Source organism: Pseudomonas mandelii (assembly GCF_002251635.1).
GTDB lineage: Bacteria > Pseudomonadota > Gammaproteobacteria > Pseudomonadales > Pseudomonadaceae > Aquipseudomonas > Aquipseudomonas mandelii_B.
Genome location: NZ_NMOJ01000244.1, coordinates 86,714 through 109,008 on the forward strand (window position 1 = coordinate 86,714; position 22,295 = coordinate 109,008).

Annotated in this window: 14 protein-coding genes and 3 pseudogenes; 3 read left to right on the forward strand and 14 right to left on the reverse strand. The window is 56.8% G+C overall.

Annotated elements, in window-relative coordinates; genetic code table 11:
- Positions 1-808: 808 nt before the first annotated feature.
- The 10 genes and pseudogenes from B7L09_RS32585 to B7L09_RS29520 form a co-directional block, all read right to left on the reverse strand.
- Positions 809-1,184, reverse strand: a pseudogene (locus B7L09_RS32585) (DUF6124 family protein).
- Positions 1,185-1,875: 691 nt separating this feature from the next.
- Complete coding sequence (locus B7L09_RS29480) at positions 1,876-2,109, reverse strand: hypothetical protein (protein WP_141213517.1); 234 nt, start codon at positions 2,107-2,109, stop codon at positions 1,876-1,878.
- A 229-nt stretch (positions 2,110-2,338) separates the two neighbouring features.
- Positions 2,339-2,764 (reverse strand): DUF7668 domain-containing protein, encoded by a 426-nt coding sequence (locus B7L09_RS32960; protein ID WP_438269359.1) that lies wholly within the window; start codon positions 2,762-2,764, stop codon positions 2,339-2,341.
- 220 nt (positions 2,765-2,984) lie between these two features.
- Positions 2,985-3,374, reverse strand: a complete 390-nt coding sequence (locus B7L09_RS29490) for an immunity 22 family protein (RefSeq protein WP_010455588.1) — start codon at positions 3,372-3,374, stop codon at positions 2,985-2,987.
- An 11-nt stretch (positions 3,375-3,385) separates the two neighbouring features.
- Positions 3,386-4,831 (reverse strand): annotated as a pseudogene (locus tag B7L09_RS29495) (RHS repeat domain-containing protein); the annotation flags it as partial.
- A 63-nt stretch (positions 4,832-4,894) separates the two neighbouring features.
- A complete protein-coding gene (locus B7L09_RS29500; protein WP_010455584.1) occupies positions 4,895-5,227 on the reverse strand; it encodes a hypothetical protein in 333 nt (110 codons plus the stop codon).
- 386 nt (positions 5,228-5,613) lie between these two features.
- Positions 5,614-9,882: pseudogene (locus B7L09_RS29505) on the reverse strand (RHS repeat-associated core domain-containing protein); the annotation flags it as partial.
- Complete coding sequence (locus tag B7L09_RS29510) at positions 9,882-10,631, reverse strand: DUF4123 domain-containing protein (RefSeq protein ID WP_094471756.1); 750 nt, start codon at positions 10,629-10,631, stop codon at positions 9,882-9,884. The gene B7L09_RS29510 and the pseudogene B7L09_RS29505, both read right to left, overlap by 1 nt.
- Entirely contained in the window at positions 10,544-12,649 is a 2,106-nt protein-coding gene (locus tag B7L09_RS29515) for a type VI secretion system Vgr family protein (protein WP_094471757.1), read from the reverse strand. Before B7L09_RS29515 ends, B7L09_RS29510 begins: the two co-directional genes overlap by 88 nt.
- Positions 12,650-12,780: 131 nt before the next feature.
- Positions 12,781-13,296, reverse strand: a complete 516-nt coding sequence (locus B7L09_RS29520; protein ID WP_054051032.1) for an Hcp family type VI secretion system effector — start codon at positions 13,294-13,296, stop codon at positions 12,781-12,783.
- 416 nt (positions 13,297-13,712) lie between these two features.
- Between B7L09_RS29520 and B7L09_RS29530 the strand changes: the two genes are divergently transcribed.
- Entirely contained in the window at positions 13,713-14,390 is a 678-nt protein-coding gene (locus B7L09_RS29530; RefSeq protein WP_094471759.1) for a type 1 glutamine amidotransferase domain-containing protein, read from the forward strand.
- Between the two features lie 171 nt (positions 14,391-14,561).
- On the opposite strand, the gene hglS is transcribed toward B7L09_RS29530, so the two are convergent.
- The 3 genes from hglS to B7L09_RS29545 all read right to left on the reverse strand — a co-directional run bounded on the left by hglS (position 14,562) and on the right by B7L09_RS29545 (position 18,544).
- On the reverse strand, positions 14,562-15,953 hold the full coding sequence (gene hglS, locus B7L09_RS29535; protein WP_094471760.1) for a 2-oxoadipate dioxygenase/decarboxylase HglS: 1,392 nt from the start codon (positions 15,951-15,953) through the stop codon (positions 14,562-14,564).
- 166 nt (positions 15,954-16,119) lie between these two features.
- The gene (locus B7L09_RS29540; RefSeq protein ID WP_094471761.1) at positions 16,120-17,067 is read right to left on the reverse strand and encodes an alpha/beta fold hydrolase; all 948 of its coding nucleotides are present in this window, start codon (positions 17,065-17,067) and stop codon (positions 16,120-16,122) included.
- 22 nt (positions 17,068-17,089) lie between these two features.
- Positions 17,090-18,544 carry a flavin-containing monooxygenase gene (locus B7L09_RS29545; RefSeq protein ID WP_094471762.1) on the reverse strand — a complete coding sequence of 485 codons (1,455 nt, stop codon included), beginning with the start codon at positions 18,542-18,544 and terminating at the stop codon, positions 17,090-17,092.
- Positions 18,545-18,732: 188 nt separating this feature from the next.
- On the opposite strand from B7L09_RS29545, the gene B7L09_RS29550 reads away from it, so the two are divergent.
- Together B7L09_RS29550 and B7L09_RS29555 are read left to right on the forward strand one after the other, a co-directional pair.
- A complete protein-coding gene (locus B7L09_RS29550; RefSeq protein WP_094471763.1) occupies positions 18,733-19,806 on the forward strand; it encodes a diguanylate cyclase in 1,074 nt (357 codons plus the stop codon).
- A 135-nt stretch (positions 19,807-19,941) separates the two neighbouring features.
- Positions 19,942-21,183: a M20/M25/M40 family metallo-hydrolase gene (locus B7L09_RS29555; RefSeq protein WP_094471764.1), complete on the forward strand. Its 1,242-nt coding sequence runs from the start codon at positions 19,942-19,944 to the stop codon at positions 21,181-21,183.
- Positions 21,184-21,276: 93 nt separating this feature from the next.
- Here the strand turns inward: B7L09_RS29555 and B7L09_RS29560 are convergent, their stop codons facing one another.
- On the reverse strand, positions 21,277-22,146 hold the full coding sequence (locus tag B7L09_RS29560) for an isocitrate lyase/PEP mutase family protein (RefSeq protein ID WP_094471765.1): 870 nt from the start codon (positions 22,144-22,146) through the stop codon (positions 21,277-21,279).
- Positions 22,147-22,295 lie beyond the last annotated feature (149 nt).

Sequence of the window (22,295 nt, forward strand, 5' to 3'; positions counted from 1 at the left end):
CTGCCGCCCGACCCGCAAACGCGGTTACGTCGAAGGCATGGACCTGTCATTTGGTGGCCATTCATTCGCCGCTTTTAGTGGTGGAGCGGTCAAACCACAGCTTCGATCGGTTTCCTGATGAAGGTCGGATACTGCCATTCGGTTCAGAGGCGGCGAAGTAAAGGGCAGGGGAGTGAGGTGTTGGAGAATGAGCGGCTTTATCGGCATTTTCAGTTGAAGTTGAAGTTGAAGTTGAACGTGGGCGAGCAGCAGTTGGAAGGGGAATTGTTGTGTGATCGGGTGCGGGGGTTTTTGGTATCACATTTATCAGGTTGGCATCGGTTTTTGCGCGAGGTTTCCTGATGAAGGTCGGATACTGCCATTCGGTTCAGAGGCGGCGAAGTAAAGGGCAGGGGAGTGAGGTGTTGGAGAATGAGCGGCTTTATAGGAAGCTGGTGGTTGTTAAGTATGAGGTTGGGGAGAGTTTGTTGGCGGTGAATGTATAAAAAAAGGGCGATCATAAGATTGCCCGTTTTTTGTTATATAAAGCTGTGCCTGTAAACGTCAGCCTATGACATCCAGCAAATCGCAGCCGTTGCGTCGCGCCCTTTGACTTCATAATGCCGAACTATCTACCGGCGCCTTTTCCTCTTTTTTGCTGAGGTTGGTCTTAAAGTACGTCATGAAATCCTGTCCTTCAGCAAAGGCGATGTGCCGCCGTGTCATGTAATACGTCGAGGGGAGCCTCAGCATCAATCAGCAGGGAAGGGATCATGCAGTCGATGCCGGTGATTGGCATGTATCGAGCCATGTCTGATTCTCCTTTCTCTCAAGACTCAGTGCCCGACGGAACGTCGGACGCCTCGCCGGGTGGATCGAGGTTATCCAGCGCTCGGTTTACCAGCAGCTCGCCCAGGACGGCCAATTGCTGAATCGACAGCGCGAGGCTGCGGTGTGAACCCTCGAGTTCACAGGCCAGGTCAGTGGTGAGAACGTTGAGTGAAGCGAGGGTTTCGCAGGCATGACTTAGCAGGGTTTCGGTGTCGATGTTGGGGAGGATGGTGAAGACGTGGCTGACGGGGTCAGGTTTTTTTGGGTCGCGGAGGCGGGCGCTGACGGCGCGTTGGGTGGCTTTGCTTAGTTCTATCGGTTTCGTAGGGGGAAACGTCGTCGGTTTCGGGTGGGTTGGGTGTGATTTTGAACATGGTGAAACTCCTTGATCAATGAGGCCACCACGCATCGCTGCTAAACGAAAGGTGGCGACTGTACGCGGGTTAGCAGACCAGGGATCAAGGAACCCGGCGCACCGAAGTGCCCCACGCACAGTCACCAAAACGCCAATCAGGAGGCAAAAAAACCGACTGATCAAGAGGGGACATTGCGTGCCTTGATATTTACCGAGCTGCTAAACCCGATCGCTGCATTTGCAACGACACGGAAACGATATCGGCATGGGAAGCTGAGCGCAAGTTCGAATATACGCCGTAGCTTGCAGGAAATCTCCGACGGAAAATGGGGACAGATTTATTTTCTCTAGTGAAAATAAATCTGTCCCCTTTTTGCTGCTGCTCGGTCTTTCCAATATTGAGGAACTTTTTTAAAAGTTCCCTATCTACAGGCGCATCTAGGTGTTGGTTATGTCCGTAAGGATGTACTGCTTCTCGACCCTTGCCTTTTAAGGTTGTAAGGTGAGTCCTACACTTAGCTCAAAAAGCGGCCCCTTTTCATGTTGCCTTGAGTGGTGCAACTAAAACTGTTGAGGAACCCCATCCTTCATGATGTAAGGTGCACCGCCTTCTTTCGCTCTATCCAAATTCGACATGCCTTTAAACGAAGGAAGAAACCCTTTAGCCTTGACTGGAGACCGGCTAATGGGTGTCCCGTTTCTTTAGGGTTTTAGTTGTCTTTTTGGGCGTTGTAGGTTCGTAGCATTTCCTCTGAACCGTCCCAGTTCGGGGGCGTCTCCCAATTTATATTTTTCTTTTTTCCAATTATTGCGCCAATAAATGTATTTTTTTCATCATAAAAAATGCGACCGTCCCAACTGATACTGTCAATGAAGCGCATTGATAGTATTGCGTCAGGCGCCATACTTGAAAGCGCATTTAAAAGCTCTTCAAGTCCTGGCATTACCGATGAAGTTGTGTTTGCAATTTCTTTTTGAGTGGTGAGTTATTTTTTATACGCATCGCTAGTTTTTTTTATAATGTAATCGTTTTTAAAAATGAAACTTTCGTTAGTTGTTTTTTTTAATAGTTGAGCCGATTTTATCCCGTCGTCTGCGAGATGAAAGTTTTGCTGTAACAAATCTAATATATTCATGGTTTAAATATCTCGATATCCCCGCTACGGGGTACTTTCAAGAGAACTTCTTGCTCCCCCCCCCCCAACGATCTTTCGAATACTGCCATGACCACTTGTCCCCTTCTTTGGGGGCGCCAATTTTAACTCTCAGAATAAGTCCATCCTCTTTCGCAAATTGCCTGGCGATATCAGGTGATCTTGTCCATGAAGTATATGGTGAAAAAGGGGACAGATTTATTTTCTCTAGTGAAAATAAATCTGTCCCCTTTTTGCTGGTCCCCTTTTTGCTGTATATCAACACAAGGGAAAGAGTCAGGTCGCTCATTCCTTCCTCCTTTGTCCACAGAGGTGTATCGAGGGCTAAGCCAGAGCCATCCTTGTACTCATAATTATCTATCTTTTCTACGAAAGACGCTGGAGGTAATGCCAATGTATTGCCGTACTCGGAGATTCTTGCATTAATATCCGGTTCGTTGAGTATTCCATACTAGTTTTTGCCGGAAATTTTATCAAGATCACCAATAACCAGTGCGACAATAAGATCTATTACCTCTAGTTAGAGGCTCTTGTCAATTTTCACTTTCATCGGTTTCCTGGTATACGAGTCGAAGTCTCCGGATTAACATCAAGGATTTCCCAGGGATAGATTTATTTTAGAATGCAGAAATATATTTATCCCTTACTCTCTAGTCTCTGAGAGTTTAGTCTTGGTATTCAAAGCTTCCTCGGTATGTAAATAGATTATTTCTGATTTTAGTGTTTTGGGGAGTGCCCGAGAAGGAGTAGTCGTAGATTGCAACTATGGTGTCTATAGGCGCATCGGTCAGAGGAGTGTTTTTATTTTTCATGTCAGACGCGATGTCAAGGTCGTATGAGCATCCGTCAATTGCATTAATTAGAGAATTGGTTGGCTCGATTTTATCTGCTTCGACAGTGTCATCGTCAACAAAACCAAGTGAGAAAGCCTTACTGAACTCAGAGCCAAGAAAGTCTCCGTCGTCAGAATACTCTGAGCTCATCACATCTCGAAGAGTAGACGGTTCCCAATCGGTGTTTGCCGTCCAAATAGAAACGATTTTTTTCGAGCCCATTTTTTGTTTCCTCAATTTTTTAGTCCTGAAGGTAGAGCATCGGCACCGCCTTCCAATCGCCGTCCAGCCCACTCATTTAGGCCTTTTCGGAATTCACTGTGATCTTTGGAGTTGTCGATAATGTCTAGGATTTCATTATGCGCTTTCGTCGAGCCTTTACCGCCATGGTGCCCAGCAGGATTGACAAATTTCACATCTGAAATTGCGGACCGTAGCTCATAAATTTGTTCTGCATTCACTCCCCAGCGCTTGAATGTATCCGCTCTCGAAACCATGTGCCATTCGTGAATTCCACTTGGGTACCTCAACCTGGCTTTAATGAAGTCCTGATAGGTTTTGTTGGACCAAACCGTATCAAATTCGTCTGGAGTCAACTCATTGAACCACTTATTAAATGCGCCATCTTTGACACTTGGAATGCTACCGCCGGGAACCAATTCCTCTAAGGACTTTGTTTTAGGAGTACAGTTTGGCTCGCAACCATCTCCACCNGGACATGTATTCAAGCCTAGCGGATCTACCCACCCCGTAGGGTTCGGCACGTACTGGTACGCGTTGATCCCACCCGCCAGCTTTACCGGGTCAGGCGTCAGGTAACGACCACTGTCCGGATTGTAGTAGCGATGGCGGTTGTAGTGCAGCCCGCTTTCCGCATCGAAATATTGGCCCTGAAAGCGCAGCGGGTTGTCGATTTCGGCGACGTCGAGGGTGGCGAGGTTGCCGTAGGCGCGGTACTTCGCCGACCACATGATCTGGCCGCTGTAGTCAGTGAGTTCCTGCGGGGTGCCGAGGTGGTCGAGTTGGTAGTAGAACGGTTCCGCTTTGAGCGGGCCTTCGCCATCGAGCATGGCCAATGGGCGGAAGGTGCCCGGTTCATAGATGTAGCTGCGGTAGCGGTTGTTGGCGCTTTCGGCGATGAGACGTTCGCCTTGCCACAGGAACTCAGTGGTGTGGCCATCCACGATCTTGGCGATACGGCGGCCAAAGGCGTCGTATTTGTAGGTTGCATTACTGCCGCCGGGGAGGCTGACGCCGATCAGGCGGTGTTGGCAGTCGTAACGGTATTCAGTGACGAGTTTTTGTCCGGTTCCTCGACGTTCACGGCTCAAATTGCCATAGGCGTCGTAGTCGTAATGTCGATCACCCTGCATCAGCAGGCGGTTACCTTTGACGTTGGCCAGGCTTGCAGCCTGCTGATCACCTTGGCCGAGCAGGTTGCCTGCCGGGTCATGGGCGAAACTTTCCGGCGTGGTGCCACGAACGTTGATCAGCCGGTCGAGCGGGTCGTAATGATAGCTACGATTGCCTTTGCGGCTGTCGTCGATACCCGCGAGATTGCCATTGGCATCGTAGGCGTAGCGACGCTGGAACAGGTTGCGATCTTGCTGACCCACGGTGTGGGCTTGCAGTCGGCCTTGTTCGTCGTACTGGTATTGGCTGAGCAACAGACCCTGTTGAAAAAGGGGACAGATTTATTTTCTCTAGTGGAAATAAATCTGTCCCCTTTTTGTCAATTTTTTTTATTTTTTGAATCTGTGAATTACAACTTCACTTTCTAGTTGGTATCCGGATACAAAATCCGATAGACCTGCGTTTACGATGTCTTCCCATCCGGCGGGAGTGGTTCCTATGTCATCTGTATATTCAAGCCATTCAGCTTCTTCAAATTTTTTATCACTAGCATCAAAAGTCTCACCTTGTTGAATAGAGACTTTAGTTATGTCTTTTGTGCATATATCAAACTCGCAGGCGGCTCCGTATATAGTGCCTTCTGGCGATTTTATAATTATCAAGTCTGCGCCTTGACCGTATGTGCTCACATATGCATCTGCAGCATAGAATATTTTTTCCATATGATCCTCACATCGGGAATGCGGTAACAACGTTATTTGTGTTTGGTTTAACTACAATTCTAATTGAGTTCAATACCGGATGACCGTCCGCTGCGCCTGGGAGTCCACCTTTAAATCCTGCATTTGGGTATGGGACATCGTAGATCCAGTTTCCGTTACCAGGTTGTTCGACGTATGGGGTTATACCATCGCGCTTGGCTATCGCCCACGCATTTTCCGTCGCTTTTATTGGTTCCTCTGTAAAGACACCATGAGGTACCGGTCTGGTGGGGTCGTCCGCGCCATGTCGACGTATTAGTTTTATCAAGGTCGATGATTTCATCAAATTTTTCCTGCGTCATCGGCAAGCCTTCGGGCTTTGTCGCATTTGCAGAGTTGTTGGGTGGTTTGCATGCATCACCGCCTGGACATGTATCCAACCCCAACGGATCCACCCACCCCGTAGGGTTAGGCACGTACTGGTAGTTATTCAACCCCCCAGCCAGCTTGATCGGATCCGGCGTCAGATACCGTCCAGTGCCCGGATTGTAGTAGCGATGCCGGTTGTAATGTAAGCCCGTTTCCCCATCGAAGTACTGACCCTGGAAGCGCAGCGGGTTGTCGATTTTGNCGANGTCGAGGGTGGCGAGGTTGCCGTAGGCGCGGTACTTGGCAGACCACATGATCTCACCGCTGTAGTCGGTCAGTTCCTGCGGTGTACCGAGGTGGTCGAGTTGGTAGTAATACGGTGTGGCCTTCAGCGGGCCTTCACCGTCGAGCATTGCCAGCGGCCGGAAGCTGCCCGGCTCATAGATGTAAGTGCGATATCGGTCATTGGCACTTTCCGCGATCAGGCGTTCGCCTTGCCACAGGAATTCGGTGGTGCTGCCATCCACGATCTTGGCGATACGGCGGCCAAAGGCGTCGTATTTGTAGGTTGCATTACTGCCGCCGGGGAGGCTGACGCCGATCAGGCGGTGTTGGCAGTCGTAACGGTATTCAGTGACGAGTTTTTGTCCGGTTCCTCGACGTTCGCGCGCCAGGTTGCCGTAGGCGTCGTAGTCGTAGTGGCGGTCGCCCTGCATGAGCAGGCGATTGCCTTTGACGTTGGCCAGGTTTGCGGTTGGCTGGTCGCCCTGGCCCAGGAGGTTGCCCGCCGGGTCGTGGGCGAAGCTTTCCGGGGTGGTGCCACGGACGTTGATCAGGCGGTCGAGCGGGTCGTAGTGGTAGCTGCGATTGCCTTTGCGGCTGTCGTCGATACCCGCGAGATTGCCATTGGCATCGTAGGCGTAGCGACGCTGGAACAGGTTGCGATCTTGCTGACCCACGGTGTGGGCTTGCAGTCGGCCTTGTTCGTCGTACTGGTATTGGCTGAGCAGCAGGCCTTGTTGACGTTGCTGCTCGCGGCCGGCGCTGAACTGGTGAGTGGTTAGGCGTGAGCCGTTGAGGTCGATGCTGCTCAGGCGACCACCGGATTGGTGGCGGTAGTCGAGTTTGCTGCCGTCGGGGAGGCGGCAGTGGCTCAGTTGGCCGAGTTTGTCGTACTCGTAACGCGTGGTGCCCCAACCCTGGTGTTCGGTGATCAGGCGGTCTTGCAGGTCGTATTCGTAGGCGAGAGGCCAGTGGCCGTCGTCGACGTTTACCAGGCGACCCAATGCATCGTAGCTGTAGTGAATTTCTTCGCCATCGGCCAGGGTTTTTACCAGCAAGCGCCCAGCGGCGTCGCGCTGGTACTCGGTAATCAGTTCGCTACCGTCGTCGCCAAATTCGGTTTTCTTCAGCAGGTTGCCGTTGAGGTCGTANNCGTAGGCGGTGCGCTGGCCGTCAAAACCGATTTCCTGCTGGATCAGGCCATTGGGGTGGTAATCGAGCTGGTAGGTTTCGCCGACTTCGTTTTCGATCTCGCTGAGCAACAGGCGCGAGTTGTCGTAGTGGTAACGCAGTTGGCTGCCGTCCGGGTTGATGCGACGGCTGACCAGATGCAGGTTATCCGCATACTCGTAGCGGGTGACGCGGCCCAGTTCATCGCGTTCGGCGGTGACTTTGCCGTAAGCGTTATAGGTGAACGCACGGGTTGCACCGCCGGGCAGAGTGATTTGCGCGAGGCGGTTCGCGGCGTCCCATTGATAGTGGAGGCCTCCTTGGAGGACGTCGGTCAGCAGCCACAGTTCGTTCCACTTGATTTTCGTGTGTTGGGTCAGGGCTCGGAAGTAGCCACTGACCAGCAACGGCTGATCGCGGTTATTCCAACCCAGTTGATGGCGGCTGCCATCGGGGTGGCGGATTTCCAGCAGACGGCCCTGGCGATCGTAGCTATAGAGGGTGGCGTTGCCATCCGGGTCAATCTGTTGAGTGATGTCGCCCTGGTTGTTGCGTTGATACTTCCACGTGGCTTTGCCGCGATGAACATCGCTAACGAATCCATTGCTGTATTCGTAAGTAACAGGTTCATCTTCTGGGGGAATGACAGCCGTCATCAGGCCGTCTTCGTCATACCGGTATTCGGTCACGGCACCCAGTGGGTCTTTTTCCGCGATCAATTGGCCTTTTTCGTCATAGGCCTTGAGGTGTTCAGCTCCGTCGGGGTCAACCTTGCTGATCAATCGCGCTTTATCGTCGTGGGTGTAGACCTCTTCGCTGCCATCGGCGTTGGTAACGGTCACGCTACCTTTATCGTCCCAGGCGTAATGCGCTTCCATCTGCGAGAAACTCGCCCAGTGATGGATGCAGCGAGCCAACTTGCCTTCGCTCTCCCATTCCCAGAAGAAACTGGCGCCGCCTGCCAGTTCCCGCTCAAGAATCACGTGTTGATCGTCGTAGCGATAGTGCTCGGCTTCGCCGGCAGCGTTCTTCGCTTCGATCAGGCGATGCTGGGCGTCATAGCTGTACGTAACCAACGTCTGGACGGTGTTCCAGGCGTCTTCCAGATTGTCTGCCGGAAGGAACTGCTGATAGTCGACGGCAACGATGTGCTTACGGTCATAACGCAAGAGCAGGGCGCGACCGGCACCGTTATCGAGGCGTTTGATCCGGCCGTGAATGTCACGGGTGATATGCAAGCGGTTGCCATAGCTGTCGCTGATGGCGATCAGGGTTGCGCCTTTGCTGTTGAAGCGGAAGTGGTAGAACGAAGGACGGTTGCCCGCCTGCGCCAGTACCAGTTCCGATGGGTCGTCACCGATAAAAATCGCAGCCCGGGACAGGCTGTTGGTGATGGCGGGGCGTTGCTGGCTCGGCAACGGAAATGGCGTGGCCCGGTTTTCGTGGTCAGTCCAGATGACCTCGTCACCGTTGATTTCGATACGGTGGGCCAGCGCATGGCTCCAGCCGTAACCCAGACCACAATCGATTTCCACGGCACTGGTTCGGTACAGGCGCGTCCACTCAAAGGGCAACAAACCGTCGAGCTGGCCATCACTCAGCGTCAACAGCTCTTCGCCGGTGACCATCGAAACGGGGCACTTGTCTGTACAGGTTTTAGCGGCGGGCTCAGCACTTTTGTCGGCAGGTGTCGTCGCCTGTCTGGAAACGTCATCGCCGGTCTTCCCTTTGCCCAGTTTGGCGTTTTTCTTCCCGTCAAAACGCAACTGCGCCAAACCCTTCTTCATCTGCGCCGTCACACCACGCGCCGCAACAGCCGTGTACTTCGTGACGTATTCCATGAAGCCTTTGATGATCTTGAACACCGACTCCACAAAACCGGTGACCGCCTTGATGATGATTTCGCCGTACTTCTTCAACCGTGCAGCAAGGTAGATGACGCCAGTACCTTCAGCCGCAATGGTCAGTACAATCGAAATGACGATATCGATGGCGATGCCGACAACCGCCGCCGTGGTCATTTTCGCGACGTCGCCGGCCATCTTCATCGGTGGCAGGCCCGCGAGCCAGATAACGGCGCTACGTACCATCAGGAACAGGGCGGCCTCGTCGCTGGCCAGCAACATGGCCTTTTTCATGACGTCGGGCGCTTGTTTGGCCAGATCGATAAGTTTCTGGGTGCCAGCCCCGAGATCCTTCGCAAACTTGCTCGGGTCTTGCAGGATGTCGAGCACCAGACTGATGCCGTCCCAGACGCCTTTGATCGCTTCCCAACCACCCTCAAGAATGCCATTGCCGACGGCCATGGCGGTGCCTGAGGCGGATACGTTGGACCATTGCGGTTTGAAACCGGCCCACTCCTTGCGCAGGAAGCCTTCCAGGTCCGCGGTGAGACCGCCATAGGAGCTGAACAACGTATCAATCTGCGCCGATGTCACTTCATTGTGAACGCGGATCTTGTAGAACTTGCCGGGCACACCACCTGTCCAGGCCGCTTTGCCTTGAGCATCCAGTTTGACCTTGCTGATCGCGCCGCCTTCTACCGCGACGATTTCGACTTCGATATCGCCCAGCGGAATGTCATAGACCGATTCGAATTTGCTTTCGATCAGCAGCGGGCCTTTGAGGGGACACTGAGCCACGTTAGAGGAGAAGTCACCGTCGGTCATGCTGACCGATTTACTGGTGCCGGCAACCTTTATCACTCGTTCCATGCCGAGCAGGGAGGGTAGGTCTGTTGCGCGGCTGCCTTTATCGGCGACCTTCGCGTACCAGGTTTTGGTTTGTTCCTGATACAGCTTCAGACTGTCCTTGAACGTACTCAGTTGGTTGTCAACGTAGGCAACGCGATCCATCAGCCTTGCTCCAGAATCAGGTGGTTTAACAGTACTTCATTCAGGTTTTGCGGAGCATCCGGGCGACCCACGAAACGTGCGATTTTCAGCTTCAGGTTGCTCTCAGGGTAAGCGGCGTAGATGTCTGGACGTTCCTCTTCCAGCCATTGCATCAAGTTGCCAATCAGGGTTGACGGGTTTTTCTTGGCCAAGCCATCGAGCAACGTCTTGGGCACTTCCCACCACGGCCAATCCTTCGCTGGCGGCACAACCCGCGGCCCAACCTCCAGACGCTTCCCATTAATCAAATACCGATCAAACACCGGCAGCACTTCACCCGCCGCATCACCCAATCCTTCAAGAATCGGCAAGATATGCCGCCCATCCCAAAACCGGAAAAACACCTCGGTCCCATCGGGCATACGCACCTGGGTCAAACTGCGAAGGTGTTCGAACACCACCTCAGGCGTGCTGGATGAAACCGCCAGCCAACCCCAGTCCCGCGCATCCGTTTCGGCAATCCACTGCAGAAAACCGGAGGTGGGTTTCAACTCGACGAGGTAGGGCATGACCTGTTGCCAGCCCGCGTAGGGCGTTCCGCCCCAGATCGGGGTCGCTTGGGTCATGGGTTCATTTTGATAAAGCGTCTTGAGCGCTTCAGCATCGCTGGCGGCGCTGACGATCAGGTACAGGCGTTCGTCTGCTTGCAACGGTTTGCTGATTTCCCCGGCTGGTGAATGGGGCAATGGCCGGAAGCATCGAGGTGGCATGAAGGGGTAGGTAGTAGCACCCCCGTTTTTGCTTGCGCTTTATACGAAGCAAGGGAAGGGGCAACGACTTGCCCAGCCTTATCCGCATCCGCCTGCTTCAACACCCCCGGCAACAACGGCGCCGCTCCCGTCCCGCTACCCGGCCCACCCCCGGAGTTCATGTTGATCACCGGCCCACTCAGCGTCACGCCGCCAGCATCGATCTTGATAAAGCTGCCACCGCCGATCAGCGTCAACTCACTACCCGCTTCAAGCACGACTTTCATGCCGCTGCTCAGGTGAATCTCCTGGCCGGCATCAATGAACTGACCGGTGCCAATCTTGATGTGCTGGTTCACGCCCACGGTCAGGTGGTCGTTCGCCCGGGCCTCGACTTTGCGGTCGGCGTAGACGGTGTGGTGTTCTTCGGCCTTGAACTCGCTGTAGCTGTTCTTCTCCACGGTGTCGTGGCGTTCGTTGCCGACGCGGATTTTCTGGTCGTGTTCGACGTTTTCGTCCCAGTCGCGCTGGGCGTGCAGGAAGATTTGTTCCTGGCCTTTCTTGTCTTCGATGCGCAGTTCGTTGAAGCCGCCACCGCCCTTGGAGCTCAGGGTTTTGAAGGTGCTGCGGGTTTTGTTCGCCGGCAGCGGGTAGGGGACGACGTTTTCCTTGTGGTACAGGCAGCCGCTGACCAGTGGTTGGTCGGGGTCGCCTTCGAGGAAGGTGACGAGCACTTCCATGCCGATCCGCGGAATGGCGATGCCGCCGTAGTGGGCGCCGGCCCAGGCGGAGGAGACGCGCAGCCAGCAGCTGGTCTTGTCGTCGGCCTGACCTTCGCGGTCCCAGTGGAATTGCACTTTGACGCGGCCGTACTGGTCGCAGTGGATCTCTTCACCCTTGGGCCCGGTGACCACGGCGCTTTGGCTGCCGAGGATGCGCGGCTTTTTCTGCGTTAGCGGCGGGCGGTTCGGCACGTCCCACGGGGTGGCCTGGAAGCGGTTGCGGTAACCCTGGTGGAAATCGCCCTTGAGGCTGGTGGTGTCGCTGGTCACCGACTCTTCCAGCACTTGCGGCTGTTTGCCTTCGTGCAGGACTTCGGTCAGCAGCCACAGGTCGTTCCATTTAGGCTTAGGGTGTTGGGTCAGGGCCAGGAAGTGGCCGCTGACCAGCAAAGGCTGATCGCTTTTGCCTTCGGCCAGTTGGAAGTCGCTGCGGTGACGTTCAAGGTTGCGCTTGGCCAGGTGTTTGCCGCGCTCGCGGTCGAGGAAGCGGCCGGGGTAGTCGTAGTCTTCGAGGTCGGGCAGGGCGTCGCCACGGTTTTCGCTTTCGAGGGTGATGCGCGGTTTTTCGAAGTCGTAGTCGCGGCGGGTGGTGCGGCTGGTACGGGTTTCCAGGCGCAAGTCGAAGCGCTTGATCACCGGGTCGTTGGCGACCATGCCGGAATCTTGCTGATAGGCCACGGGCGCGAGTTTCGGGAACACCGTCTGGTCATCGCCGAACACCAGTTTGTGGGCCGTGGCGCTGTGCTGGAAGTGGTAGTGGATACCTTCTTCCTCGCACAGGCGCTGGATGAATTGCAGGTCCGATTCATCGTACTGAACGCAGTAAATGCGCTCGGGATAGATCGCCCCGACCTTGAATTCATAGGCGTTGCTTTGGATGCCGTGCTCTTCGAGGACCATGCCGATGATTTTCGGCACGCTGAGGTTCTGGAAGATGCGTTGGTTGATGCGGTGCGCGAGGTAGGACAGTTGCGGGCGCAGGGTCACCGCGTAGCGGGTCAGGCGTTTGCCGGAATCACCTTGGGCGGCGCGATAGATCTGGCCATGGATGCCGCTGCCGTCAGGCGAGAGCTGCAAAAAGGCCGGTTTGTGCAGCAGGGTCTCGAGGTCCAGGGACGGCTGTTCACTGACCAGCTCCACCTCAAACACAAAAGGCTGGCTGATGGCTTCCCGACCTTGCAGGGAAAAGACCTGAAAGTCGCTGGAAAGACCTTCGATGGTCAGGGCAAAGTGAGTTTGATTGGCCGGCGCGAACATCCCTTGTTCCTCGTGCAGTGCTGCGGCATGCGCTGACACCCGGAAACCGGGTCAACGGACGCGAAATTCTGGAAGGGCGGAAACAACATCGACCAGCAGAGCTGGCCGATGCGTGAAGCGGTCAGCCGCAATTAAGCGACTGGCTGACGCCAGTCATCGGAACCCGAAGTACCGGATACTTCGTGGGTCCAGGTGATTTTGCGGTAGGTGAACTGTACTTCTTCCAGGTGGGTGAAGTGCGAGTTCGACGGATCCTGGCAGTTGTGCATTTTGTTGTTGATGGCGACGATGATCGCGTCTTCCAGTTTGGTGGTGTAGTAATGCTCTTGGGTACCTTGAGCCGAAGTGCGGTACCACTGGATAACGATTTCGCTCATGCGCTCGCCGGAGGTCAGAGCAGCTTGCAGCAGTGGCGAAGCCTTGTCGTAGACCTTGGTGATCACGACTGGCTTGTGAACGCGCTGACCGGTTGGCTGGCCGGACTGTGGGTCACGCGGGATGATCACGTCGTGGCTGAAAGCCTGAACCATGACTTGGTCTTCGTGACCTTCTTGATAAGTGTTGCCAACCGAGTCGGCGGTGAATGCGCCGGCGGTGATCAGACCTTGTTTTTCGCCAGTGACGGACATGTACGCTGGAGTAGCCATGGATGTGCTCCTTGCTGAATAAAGTAAGAGTGCCCGGGAGGCGGTATCGCCCGGTGGGTGCATGACTGTCATCAAGGTCCGTGCCAGAAACGGTTAAACCCATACAAATCAAGGTGTTGAGGATTTTATTAAAGTGCCTTGAAGGTTTTTGTAAGGAGCGCCGCAGGAATGTGCGCAAGTTCTTGCGCAGCACTGCGCAAGAACTTGCGCACTTGGCCGGAGAGCCTGGCAGGCTGGGCGATCAGCGATCCTGCAAGCGCATTTGACGCGAGCAGTGCGCAACTTCTTGCACAGCAAGGCTTTGCGCCATCACTGAAAGGCATGTGGCATCCGGTGCAACGAATCGACGGGCCGGGTGGTCCATAAAAACAGCGCCGTCGAGAGTCCGAACAACCTGGAAGTGGAGTGAGAACGACATGAAAATCCTGATGGTTTTAACGTCCCACGATCAATTGGGTGATACGGGTAAGAAAACCGGCTTCTGGCTGGAAGAATTCGCAGCACCGTACTTTGCGTTCAAGGACGCCGGCGCTCAACTGACCCTGGTCTCGCCCAAGGGTGGCCAACCGCCGCTGGACCCGAAAAGCGACGAGCCGGACGCGCAGACGGCTGCCACTGATCGCTTTCGCAAAGATTCCGCGGCGCAGTCCGCATTGGCGTCTACCGCTCTGCTTAGCAGCGCGAGGGCTCAAGATTACGATGCGGTTTTCTATCCGGGCGGTCATGGTCCGTTGTGGGACCTGACCGAAGACAAGAACTCGATTGCGCTGATCGAAGCGTTCATCAAGGCGGATAAACCGGTCGCGGCCGTTTGCCACGCACCGGGTGTGTTGCGTCACGTCAAGGGTGCGGATGGCCAGCCTTTGGTCAAAGGCAAGCGGGTGACGGGGTTCACCAACACTGAGGAAGAGGCGGTGCAACTGACGAAGGTCGTGCCGTATCTGGTGGAGGACATGCTCAAGGAGAAGGGGGGCATTTACTCCAAAGGTGAGGACTGGGCGAGCTATGTGCTCACGGATGGCTTGCTGATCACCGGGCAGAACCCGGCGTCGTCCGAGGCTGCCGCTGAGGCGTTGTTGGCAAAACTCCGCTAAACACGGAATCTCAGCGGATTGAAGTTTCTATGTGGCGAGCGAGCTTGCTCGCGCTGGGCTGCGAAGCGGCCCCAAAAATTCTACGTATGACGGAGATTTTGTGAGTGCTGCGCACTCAAGCGGGAGCAAGCTCCCTCGCCACACATTGCAATCGGCTGGCAGTTCGTTGAGTCAAATCAGACGCGACAATCTCGAAGTCTCAAAACATTGTTCGATCGAGCGCCGCTGCGTCTCGGCATACAACCCCAATTCATCAATGGTCGGCCGCCCCAGCGCCTGTTCAAAGGCCTGCTGGTTCGAATGTCCGCCATAATTCACCTGCGCCGCATCCCCCAGGTTCGACTGGAAAATCCCCGCTGCACTGACCGGCAGAAAATCTTCATACACCAACGGTTCAACCCGCAAATACCCGCCGCTGAGCAAATCGTCTAGCGACAACGATTTCAGCTCATCCGCCTCCAGGCCTTTTTCCGTGACGAAATAACGAAAGTACGCCAGTTCCTGTTGGCGCATGCCTTCATACGTGTCAGGGAATTCTGCAAAGTGCTGCGTCATCAGCGCGTTGTAGCGTGCGGCATTGGCCTCGTTGGGGAAGTCCTGCAACTCATCACGGGCTGCGTTGAGCAGGCGGTCGTAAAGTGCCCGGCCTTTCGGGGTGAGCGCCGCGCCGCGCTGTTCGATTTCACCGAAGCGTGCGCTGTGGCTGCCGCGTGTCCCAGCTTGATCGGTAAAGGCAATCGGCTCGTCGAGCGCCTTGAAACTGGTCTGGCGCAGCAGGATCGGGCACTGACGGCGGGGCGGGCCTTCGATCACGGCTTTGGGCGTGATGCCGTGGGCGGGCATTTGCGCCTGGACGATGTCGATGTCCAGGGTACGCGGCGTCAGGTGATTGATGTGCGGGCCTTTGAACGCGACCACATCGGCAATCAGGCGATGCTGTGCGCTGAGTTTCTGGTATTGCTCGGCGGTGACCGTGGCGCTGTGGTGCCAGCGGAAGGTTTCAAGCGCCTGTTCGACGAAGTCCTGCGCCTCTTGTTCGTTCAGACCGCCTGCGGTTTCGGCGCGGTCGATCAGGGCAAGGGCTGTCGGGGTGAAGATCTGGCGTTTATCCAGCACCGATTGAGCGAAGGCTCGCAGTTCCAGGTCTTCGATCAGTTCCAGGCGCANCAGTGAGGTAAACACCCGGAACGGGCTGGCCTGCAATGAACGTTCGTGCACCGCGCGAAAGGCGGTGGAGTGCACGGGCACGCCGGCCGGCGTCAGGTCGTAATAGCCCACCGGTTGCATGCCCATGACCGCGAACAATCGGGCGAGGGTGGCCAGTTCGTCAGCGGTGCCGACGCGGATTGCGCCGTGACGCTCCAGGTCCAGCCGCTCGATTTCGCCGGTGCTGTTCAGCTGGCGGGCCACCTGCGGATCACTGTCGAGCACGTGACGGTTGGTCTGCTCCACCAGCTTCATCAGCGCGCCGTACAGCGGCACTTCTTCGCGGTACATGTCGGACATCGCTTTGGAGAAGCGTTGGCGGATCAGGTCAGGGCTGACGAAGCTTGGGTGGCTCATGAAAAAAATTCCTGGCGCGGTGACGTGAAGGATGGGGGAAAAGATCGCAGCCTTCTGCCACGCCGACAAACGAAGAATCTTACGGACTTCATTCTGCCAAGGACTGACGCACAACTGGCCTGTAGATGCCCCCTCGCCGCAGGGCAGCTGCTACAGAGGTTGGCGGTTACAGGTGCGAACGGCTCTCCGAGCGCAGCGATCCGAGGAACTCCCGATACAACCGCGCCGTATTGGCCGGCTGTTCGACCATCGGCATATGCCCGATGTGGTCCCAGATGTCCACGCGCAAATCAGCGATGCCTTTACTCCAGACCGCAACGCTACTGACATCGATCAGACGGTCCTTGCGCCCCCACAGCAGCAGCGCCGGGCACTTGATGTCGGGGAGCCGGGGTTCCATCGGCGGGCTGGCGCGGAAGTCGTTGAAGATTTCTTCCAGCTCATCGCGACTCTGTTCATAACGCTGGGCGATGGCGTCCAGCACCACGCCCGGCACCCACGGCGGCTCGGCCATGGTCATGGCGTAGAAGCCCCGGAATTCTTCCCGGGAGTGAATCAGAAACGGGTTGTGCCCCTTGGCGAGATGTCGTTCCAGGTCACTGGCCTCCGGGGCCGTGACGCCGGCCGGGTCGATCAGGGCGACGGAGGCAATCCGGTCCGGGTAAGTCGCCGCCAGCCACGCCGCGATGTAGCCGCCCATCGAGTTGCCGATCACATGGACTTTTTCGACTCCGCAAACGTCCAGCAGTTGGATCATCCGCTTGGCCTGCAGCGGGATGTCATAGCCACCACCGGCCTTGAAGCCGGTTTCGCCGTGACCGGCGATGTCCGGGATGATCACCCGATAATTGCCGACAAAATGCCGGGCGAAGCGCAGCCAGATGTTCTTGTCGGCGCTGTAGCCGTGCAGCATCAGCACACTGCTGGACGCTTCATAGGGCCCGCCTTGCCAGGTCGAGACGGTCATTTCCGTGATCGGTACGACGATTTTGTGTAGCCGATACAGCTTGGCTTCCAGGGCCATATTCAGGTCATAGAGCCAATAGCCGATGGCCGGGTAACTCAGCCAGCTCCAGGCCACAAAAACCGCGATAAGGACAACCAACACAAGCATCAGGCATCTTCCTTTTACGTGATCAGGACAAAATGTGGTCGGCGGGTTTCAGTGCCCGGGTCAATCGGTGATAGCTGAAACTGAACCCCGGGAACATGGCGATCACATGACCGCTCTTGCTTTGATACCAACTGTGGCAGCCCCCGGACTTCCAGACGGTGCGCTCCATTTCACGGTGGATCATCTCAGTGTAGGTACGTTCTGCTTCGGGGCGTACTTCGATGCTGCGCAAACCCTGTTCTTTGAGCGTGCGGATGCAGTCGAGGATGTAATTCATCTGGGATTCGATGATGAACAGCGCCGAGGTGTGGCCGATGCCGGTGTTGGGCCCGGTGACGATAAACAGGTTGGGAAAGTCCGGCAGGCTGGTGCCCAGATAAGCCCGTGGGTACTGGGCCCAGACGTCTTTGAGCCGGGTGCCGTTTTTACCGGTGACCGGGTAGGAAATCACCCCGTCGGTGGCGTCGTACCCGGTGGACCAGACGATCAGGTCCAGGTCGATGTGCCGGCCGTCCTGGGTGACGATGCCGGTTTCGTCGATGGACGCGATGCCTTGTTCGCGGCTGTGCAGCGTCACGTTGCTGCGCCCGAGCGCCGGGTAGAGGGTGCTTGAGACGATCACTCGTTTGCAGCCGATGGTGAAGTCCGGGGTCAGTTTGCGGCGCAATTCGGGGTCGGGCACCTGGCGTTTGAGGAAGCGCAGGGCGTGTTGCTGGACCATGCGGATCGCCGGTTTCGAGTATTTGAAGGCAATCACCCGGGTTTCGAATTGCCAGTAGAGCATCCAGCGCAGCAGTTTGTAAGCCGGTTTGAGGCCCAGCAACCAACGCTGGAAAGGTCCGAAGGTACGGTCGGCGCGGGGCAACACCCAGTGTGGTGTGCGCTGGAACACGTGCAGGTGCTCGACGTCGGGGGCAATCGTCGGAATGACCTGGGCCGCACTGGCACCGCTGCCGACGATGGCGACGCGTTTGTGCCGGTAATCGAAGGTGTGATCCCAGTTGTTGGTGTGAAACGTCTTGCCCTGAAAGCGTTCCTGGCCTTCGAAGTGTGGGACGACGGGTTGACTCAGCGGCCCCGTCGCGTTGATCAGGAACTGCGCGTAAAACGTACCTTTGGTGCCGGTGTGCACCGCCCAGCGCTGGCCGTCGGCGTCCCATTCGATACGCTCGACATTGGCTTGCAGTTCGACCTTGTCCCGCAGGCCGAAGTGCTCCACCACATACTGGGTGTAGTGGTGCAGTTCAGCTTGATCGGCGAACATTTGCGTCCAGCGGTAAGGGGCGAAGGACAGCGAATAGAGCGGCGAGGGCACATCGACGGCCGCGCCGGGGTAGGTGTTCTGGCACCAGGTACCGCCAAAGAAGTCCCGTCGTTCCAGCAGGCGAAAATCGTCGATGCCTGCCTTGAGCAGATTGATCGCCGCGCACTGACCGCCAAAACCGCTGCCGATGATCAACACTTGAAAGGTCTGCATGGGTCTCCTTTATCGTTGTTTATCCAACTCTCCCTTCATGTATAGCCCAAACACTGCACGCTCCCACAGAGACTGCGCAGGATTCAGGCTGCCCGCCGGTGATGGCTATTTAACGTTGCCCTGATAGACTCCCACCACACCCGCACCCCGTGTTTTGTCGGGTTCCGTTCTGTGACGCAGAGGCCCTTATGGGAAAAACGGGAGGAAAAGGGCTGTCACTGGCCAGAAGGCTCTATACATCGCGAACCCTGGGTTTGGCCTTGGGCCTGTTGTGCGTAGGCGCGGCGATGTATCCACTCAACCCGGCGCCGTGGGTCTGGGTGCTGATGCTGGTCAATGGCGTCCTCTGGCCGCATGTTGCCTATCAATGGGCGCGTCGGGCGAAGGTGCCCTTTCACGCCGAGCATCGAAACATCCTGGTCGATGCCTTTCTCGGTGGATTCTGGGTCGCCGCCATGCAGTTCAATCCGCTGCCGAGCGCGGCGACGCTGTCGATGATGGCCATGAATAACGTGGCAATCGGTGGTTTGCGGTTCCTGCTGGTGGGCACGGTTGCGCAGATTCTCGGGATGGGTGTGGGTCTGCTGGTGTTCACACCGGCCTTCGTCACGCAAACCAGCCCGTTGCAGTTGTACGCCTGTCTGCCCCTGCTGATCCTGTATCCACTGGCGCTGGGCTGGATCTGCTTTCAACAGGCCACCACCCTGGGCCGCCAAAAACGTGAACTGCTGGCCCTGAGTCGTACCGACAGCCTCACCGGCCTGCTGAACCATGGTGCCTGGAAAGACCAGCTGGAAGTTGAATTCCAGCGCTGCCAACGCGAGCAGGTAGGCGCGGCCATTGCGCTGATCGACATCGACCATTTCAAGACCATCAACGATACCTACGGCCATGTCACCGGGGACATCGTGCTGCGGCAACTGAGCAAAATGCTCAAGCAGAACCTGCGGGCGACCGATGTGGCGGGGCGCTATGGTGGCGACGAATTCTGCGTGCTCCTCCCGGATTTGCCCCTCGACAGCGCAGCGGCTGCCATGGACGCCTTGCGTGATCGCTTCGCAACCCTGGGCTATGAGCAGAACCCGGCGCTGAAAGTCAGCTTGAGCATTGGCCTGGCGGCATTCGACCCGTCACACACCGACGCCACCCTGTGGCTCAACGATGCCGACCAGGCACTCTACGAAGCCAAGACCACCGGCCGCAACCGCGTGATCTACCGCATAGACGGCAAACCCCATCACGAACTGCTCGACCCGGTCTGAGGGCCTGCAAAGGCTCGCTCCCACCAGTAATCATCGGCCTCAGGTTCGTGTATGTCGCATTCGGTCTAGAGCCTTGCGCCGTAGTCAGGTAGGGTGTTTTTGCCCCCCCCCCCGACACGAAACAAGGATCGATTCATGACGCTCAATCTCCCTCGTTCCCTGCTGGCCACCAGCCTTGCCATGACCCTCGCCCTCGGCGCATTCGCCCCTGCAGCCTTCGCCGAACCCCACAAACACGTCCTCGCCGATTCCGAGCAGTACAAGGGTGAAGCCCTGAAACTGTTGGAGCGNCTGGTGAATATTGATTCGGGTTCCGGCTATGAACCCGGCCTGACACAAGTGCGCGACATCGCCATCGACGAGCTGAAAAAACTCGGCGCCACCATCGAACTGGTGCCCAACACACCGGACAAAAGCAGCCACGTAATCGCGACTCTCAAAGGCACCGGCAAGGCGAGGATCCTGCTGATGGCCCACATGGACACCGTGTTCAAGGAAGGCTCGGCCGCCGAACGCCCGTTCCACATCAAGGACGGCCGCGCTTATGGCCCGGGCGTGATGGACGACAAGGGCGGCATCGTCGCCGGTATCTACGCGCTGAAAGTCCTGAAAAACCAGGGCTTCAAGGACTACGCACAAATCACCTTCCTGCTCGACGCCAGCGAAGAAACCGGCTCCGAGGCCGCCTCCGAGCTGATCAAGAAAACCGCCAAGGCCCACGACGTGACCCTCAACCTCGAACCGGGCCGCCCCGCGGATGGTCTGGTGGTGTGGCGCAAAGGCAGCGCGACGGCGGTGGTCGAAGTCAAAGGCAAAGCCGCCCACGCCGGCGTCGCNCCGGAGCTGGGCCGCAACGCCGCCATGGAAGCGGCGCACCAGATTTTGCAACTGGGCAAACTGGGCGATGAAGAAAAGAAAACCACCATCAACTTCACCGTGATCAAGTCGGGCGACCGCACCAACGTGATTCCGGATCAGGCCACCGCCAAGGCTGACGTGCGGGCGGCAGTGCCGGAGGAGTTTGACCGGATCGAGAAGGACTTGGCGCGGGTATCCAAGGACAAGCTGATTCCTGAGACCGAAGTCACGACCACGCTACAACGCGGTTTGCCGCCGATGCCGCAAACGCCGGAGTCGGATCGACTGATGGCCATGGCCCAGGGGATTTACGGTGAGATTGGCCGCAAGTTGACGGANGAAGGCAGCGGCGGGGCGGCGGATGCGAGTTTGTCCGCCGGGGTGGGGACGCCGACGTTGGATGGGTTTGGGATTGTCGGTGGGAATATTCATACGCCGGAGGAGTACGCAGAAGTAGAAAGCGTGGCGCCGCGGATATACCTGCTGTCGCGGATGATTATGGAGTTGGCGAAGCGCTGACTGACACTGTTGTAAGCGATATAGCGGTGCCTGAACTGACGCCATCNCGCGATGGCGTCGGCTCGGTTCACACCGTCAGACGCGCTGAACGGGTTATTCCTTCACACTCATAAACTCTTCCGCCCAACGGATGTATTCCTCAGGCTGCGTATACGTATGAGTCAGCTCGGTAGCGCTCAAATCCGACGCCTGGGTAAAGATCTGCCGCTGTTCGCGCAAGCTGTCGTAAGTCGCCTTGATCGCTGCGAAGTACGCGCCGTGACCATCAATGGTCACCCGCACGCCCAGTTCAGCCAGGCGTTTGTCGTCGCGCAGCGCCGGGTTGCCGTAGGTCACCAGCATCAGAGGCACGGTCAAGTGTTCGGCAATCTGTTCGAGGTGATCGAAGTCCCGCACGCCGACCATGCAGATCCCGTCTGCACCGGCCTGCTGGTAATGACAGGTGCGGCTGATGACTTCCTGAACCGGCAGGATCCCGGCGTTGGTACGCGCAATGATCGCCATTTCCGAGTCGACCCGGGCTTCCAGGGCCGCGCGGATCTTGCCGACGCCTTCCGCCACGCCGATCAGGTCGGTGGATTTGCGGCCAAATTGCGCCGGCAGCAGGGTGTCTTCGATGGTCAGGGCGGCGATGCCGGCGCGTTCCAGTTCAACGATGGTGCGCATCACATTGAGCGCGTTGCCGTAGCCGTGGTCGGCGTCGGCGATGACCGGCAATTGGGCGACACGGCCGATGCGCGTGGCCTGCTCGGCGAATTCGCTGAGGGTGATCAAGGCGAAGTCGGGGGCGCCCAGCACCTGCAACGAGGCGACCGAGCCACCGAGGATGCCCACTTCAAACCCCAGGTCCGCGGCGATGCGGGCCGACATCGGGTCGAAGACCGACGCCGTGTGATAGCAGGCATTGGAAGCAAACAGCTCGCGGAAGTTACGGCGCAAATCTTGATGAGAAAGCCTGGACATATGAGTTCCACCAATACAAAGGAATGGAAAGGCTTGAGCAAAGGTGTCAACGCCGAAGGAACAAAAGGCTATCACGCGCGCGAGGGGAAGATGATGACGAATTTACGCAGCGGCTGGAACACGATCGATTACGCCGCAACTGCCTGCCG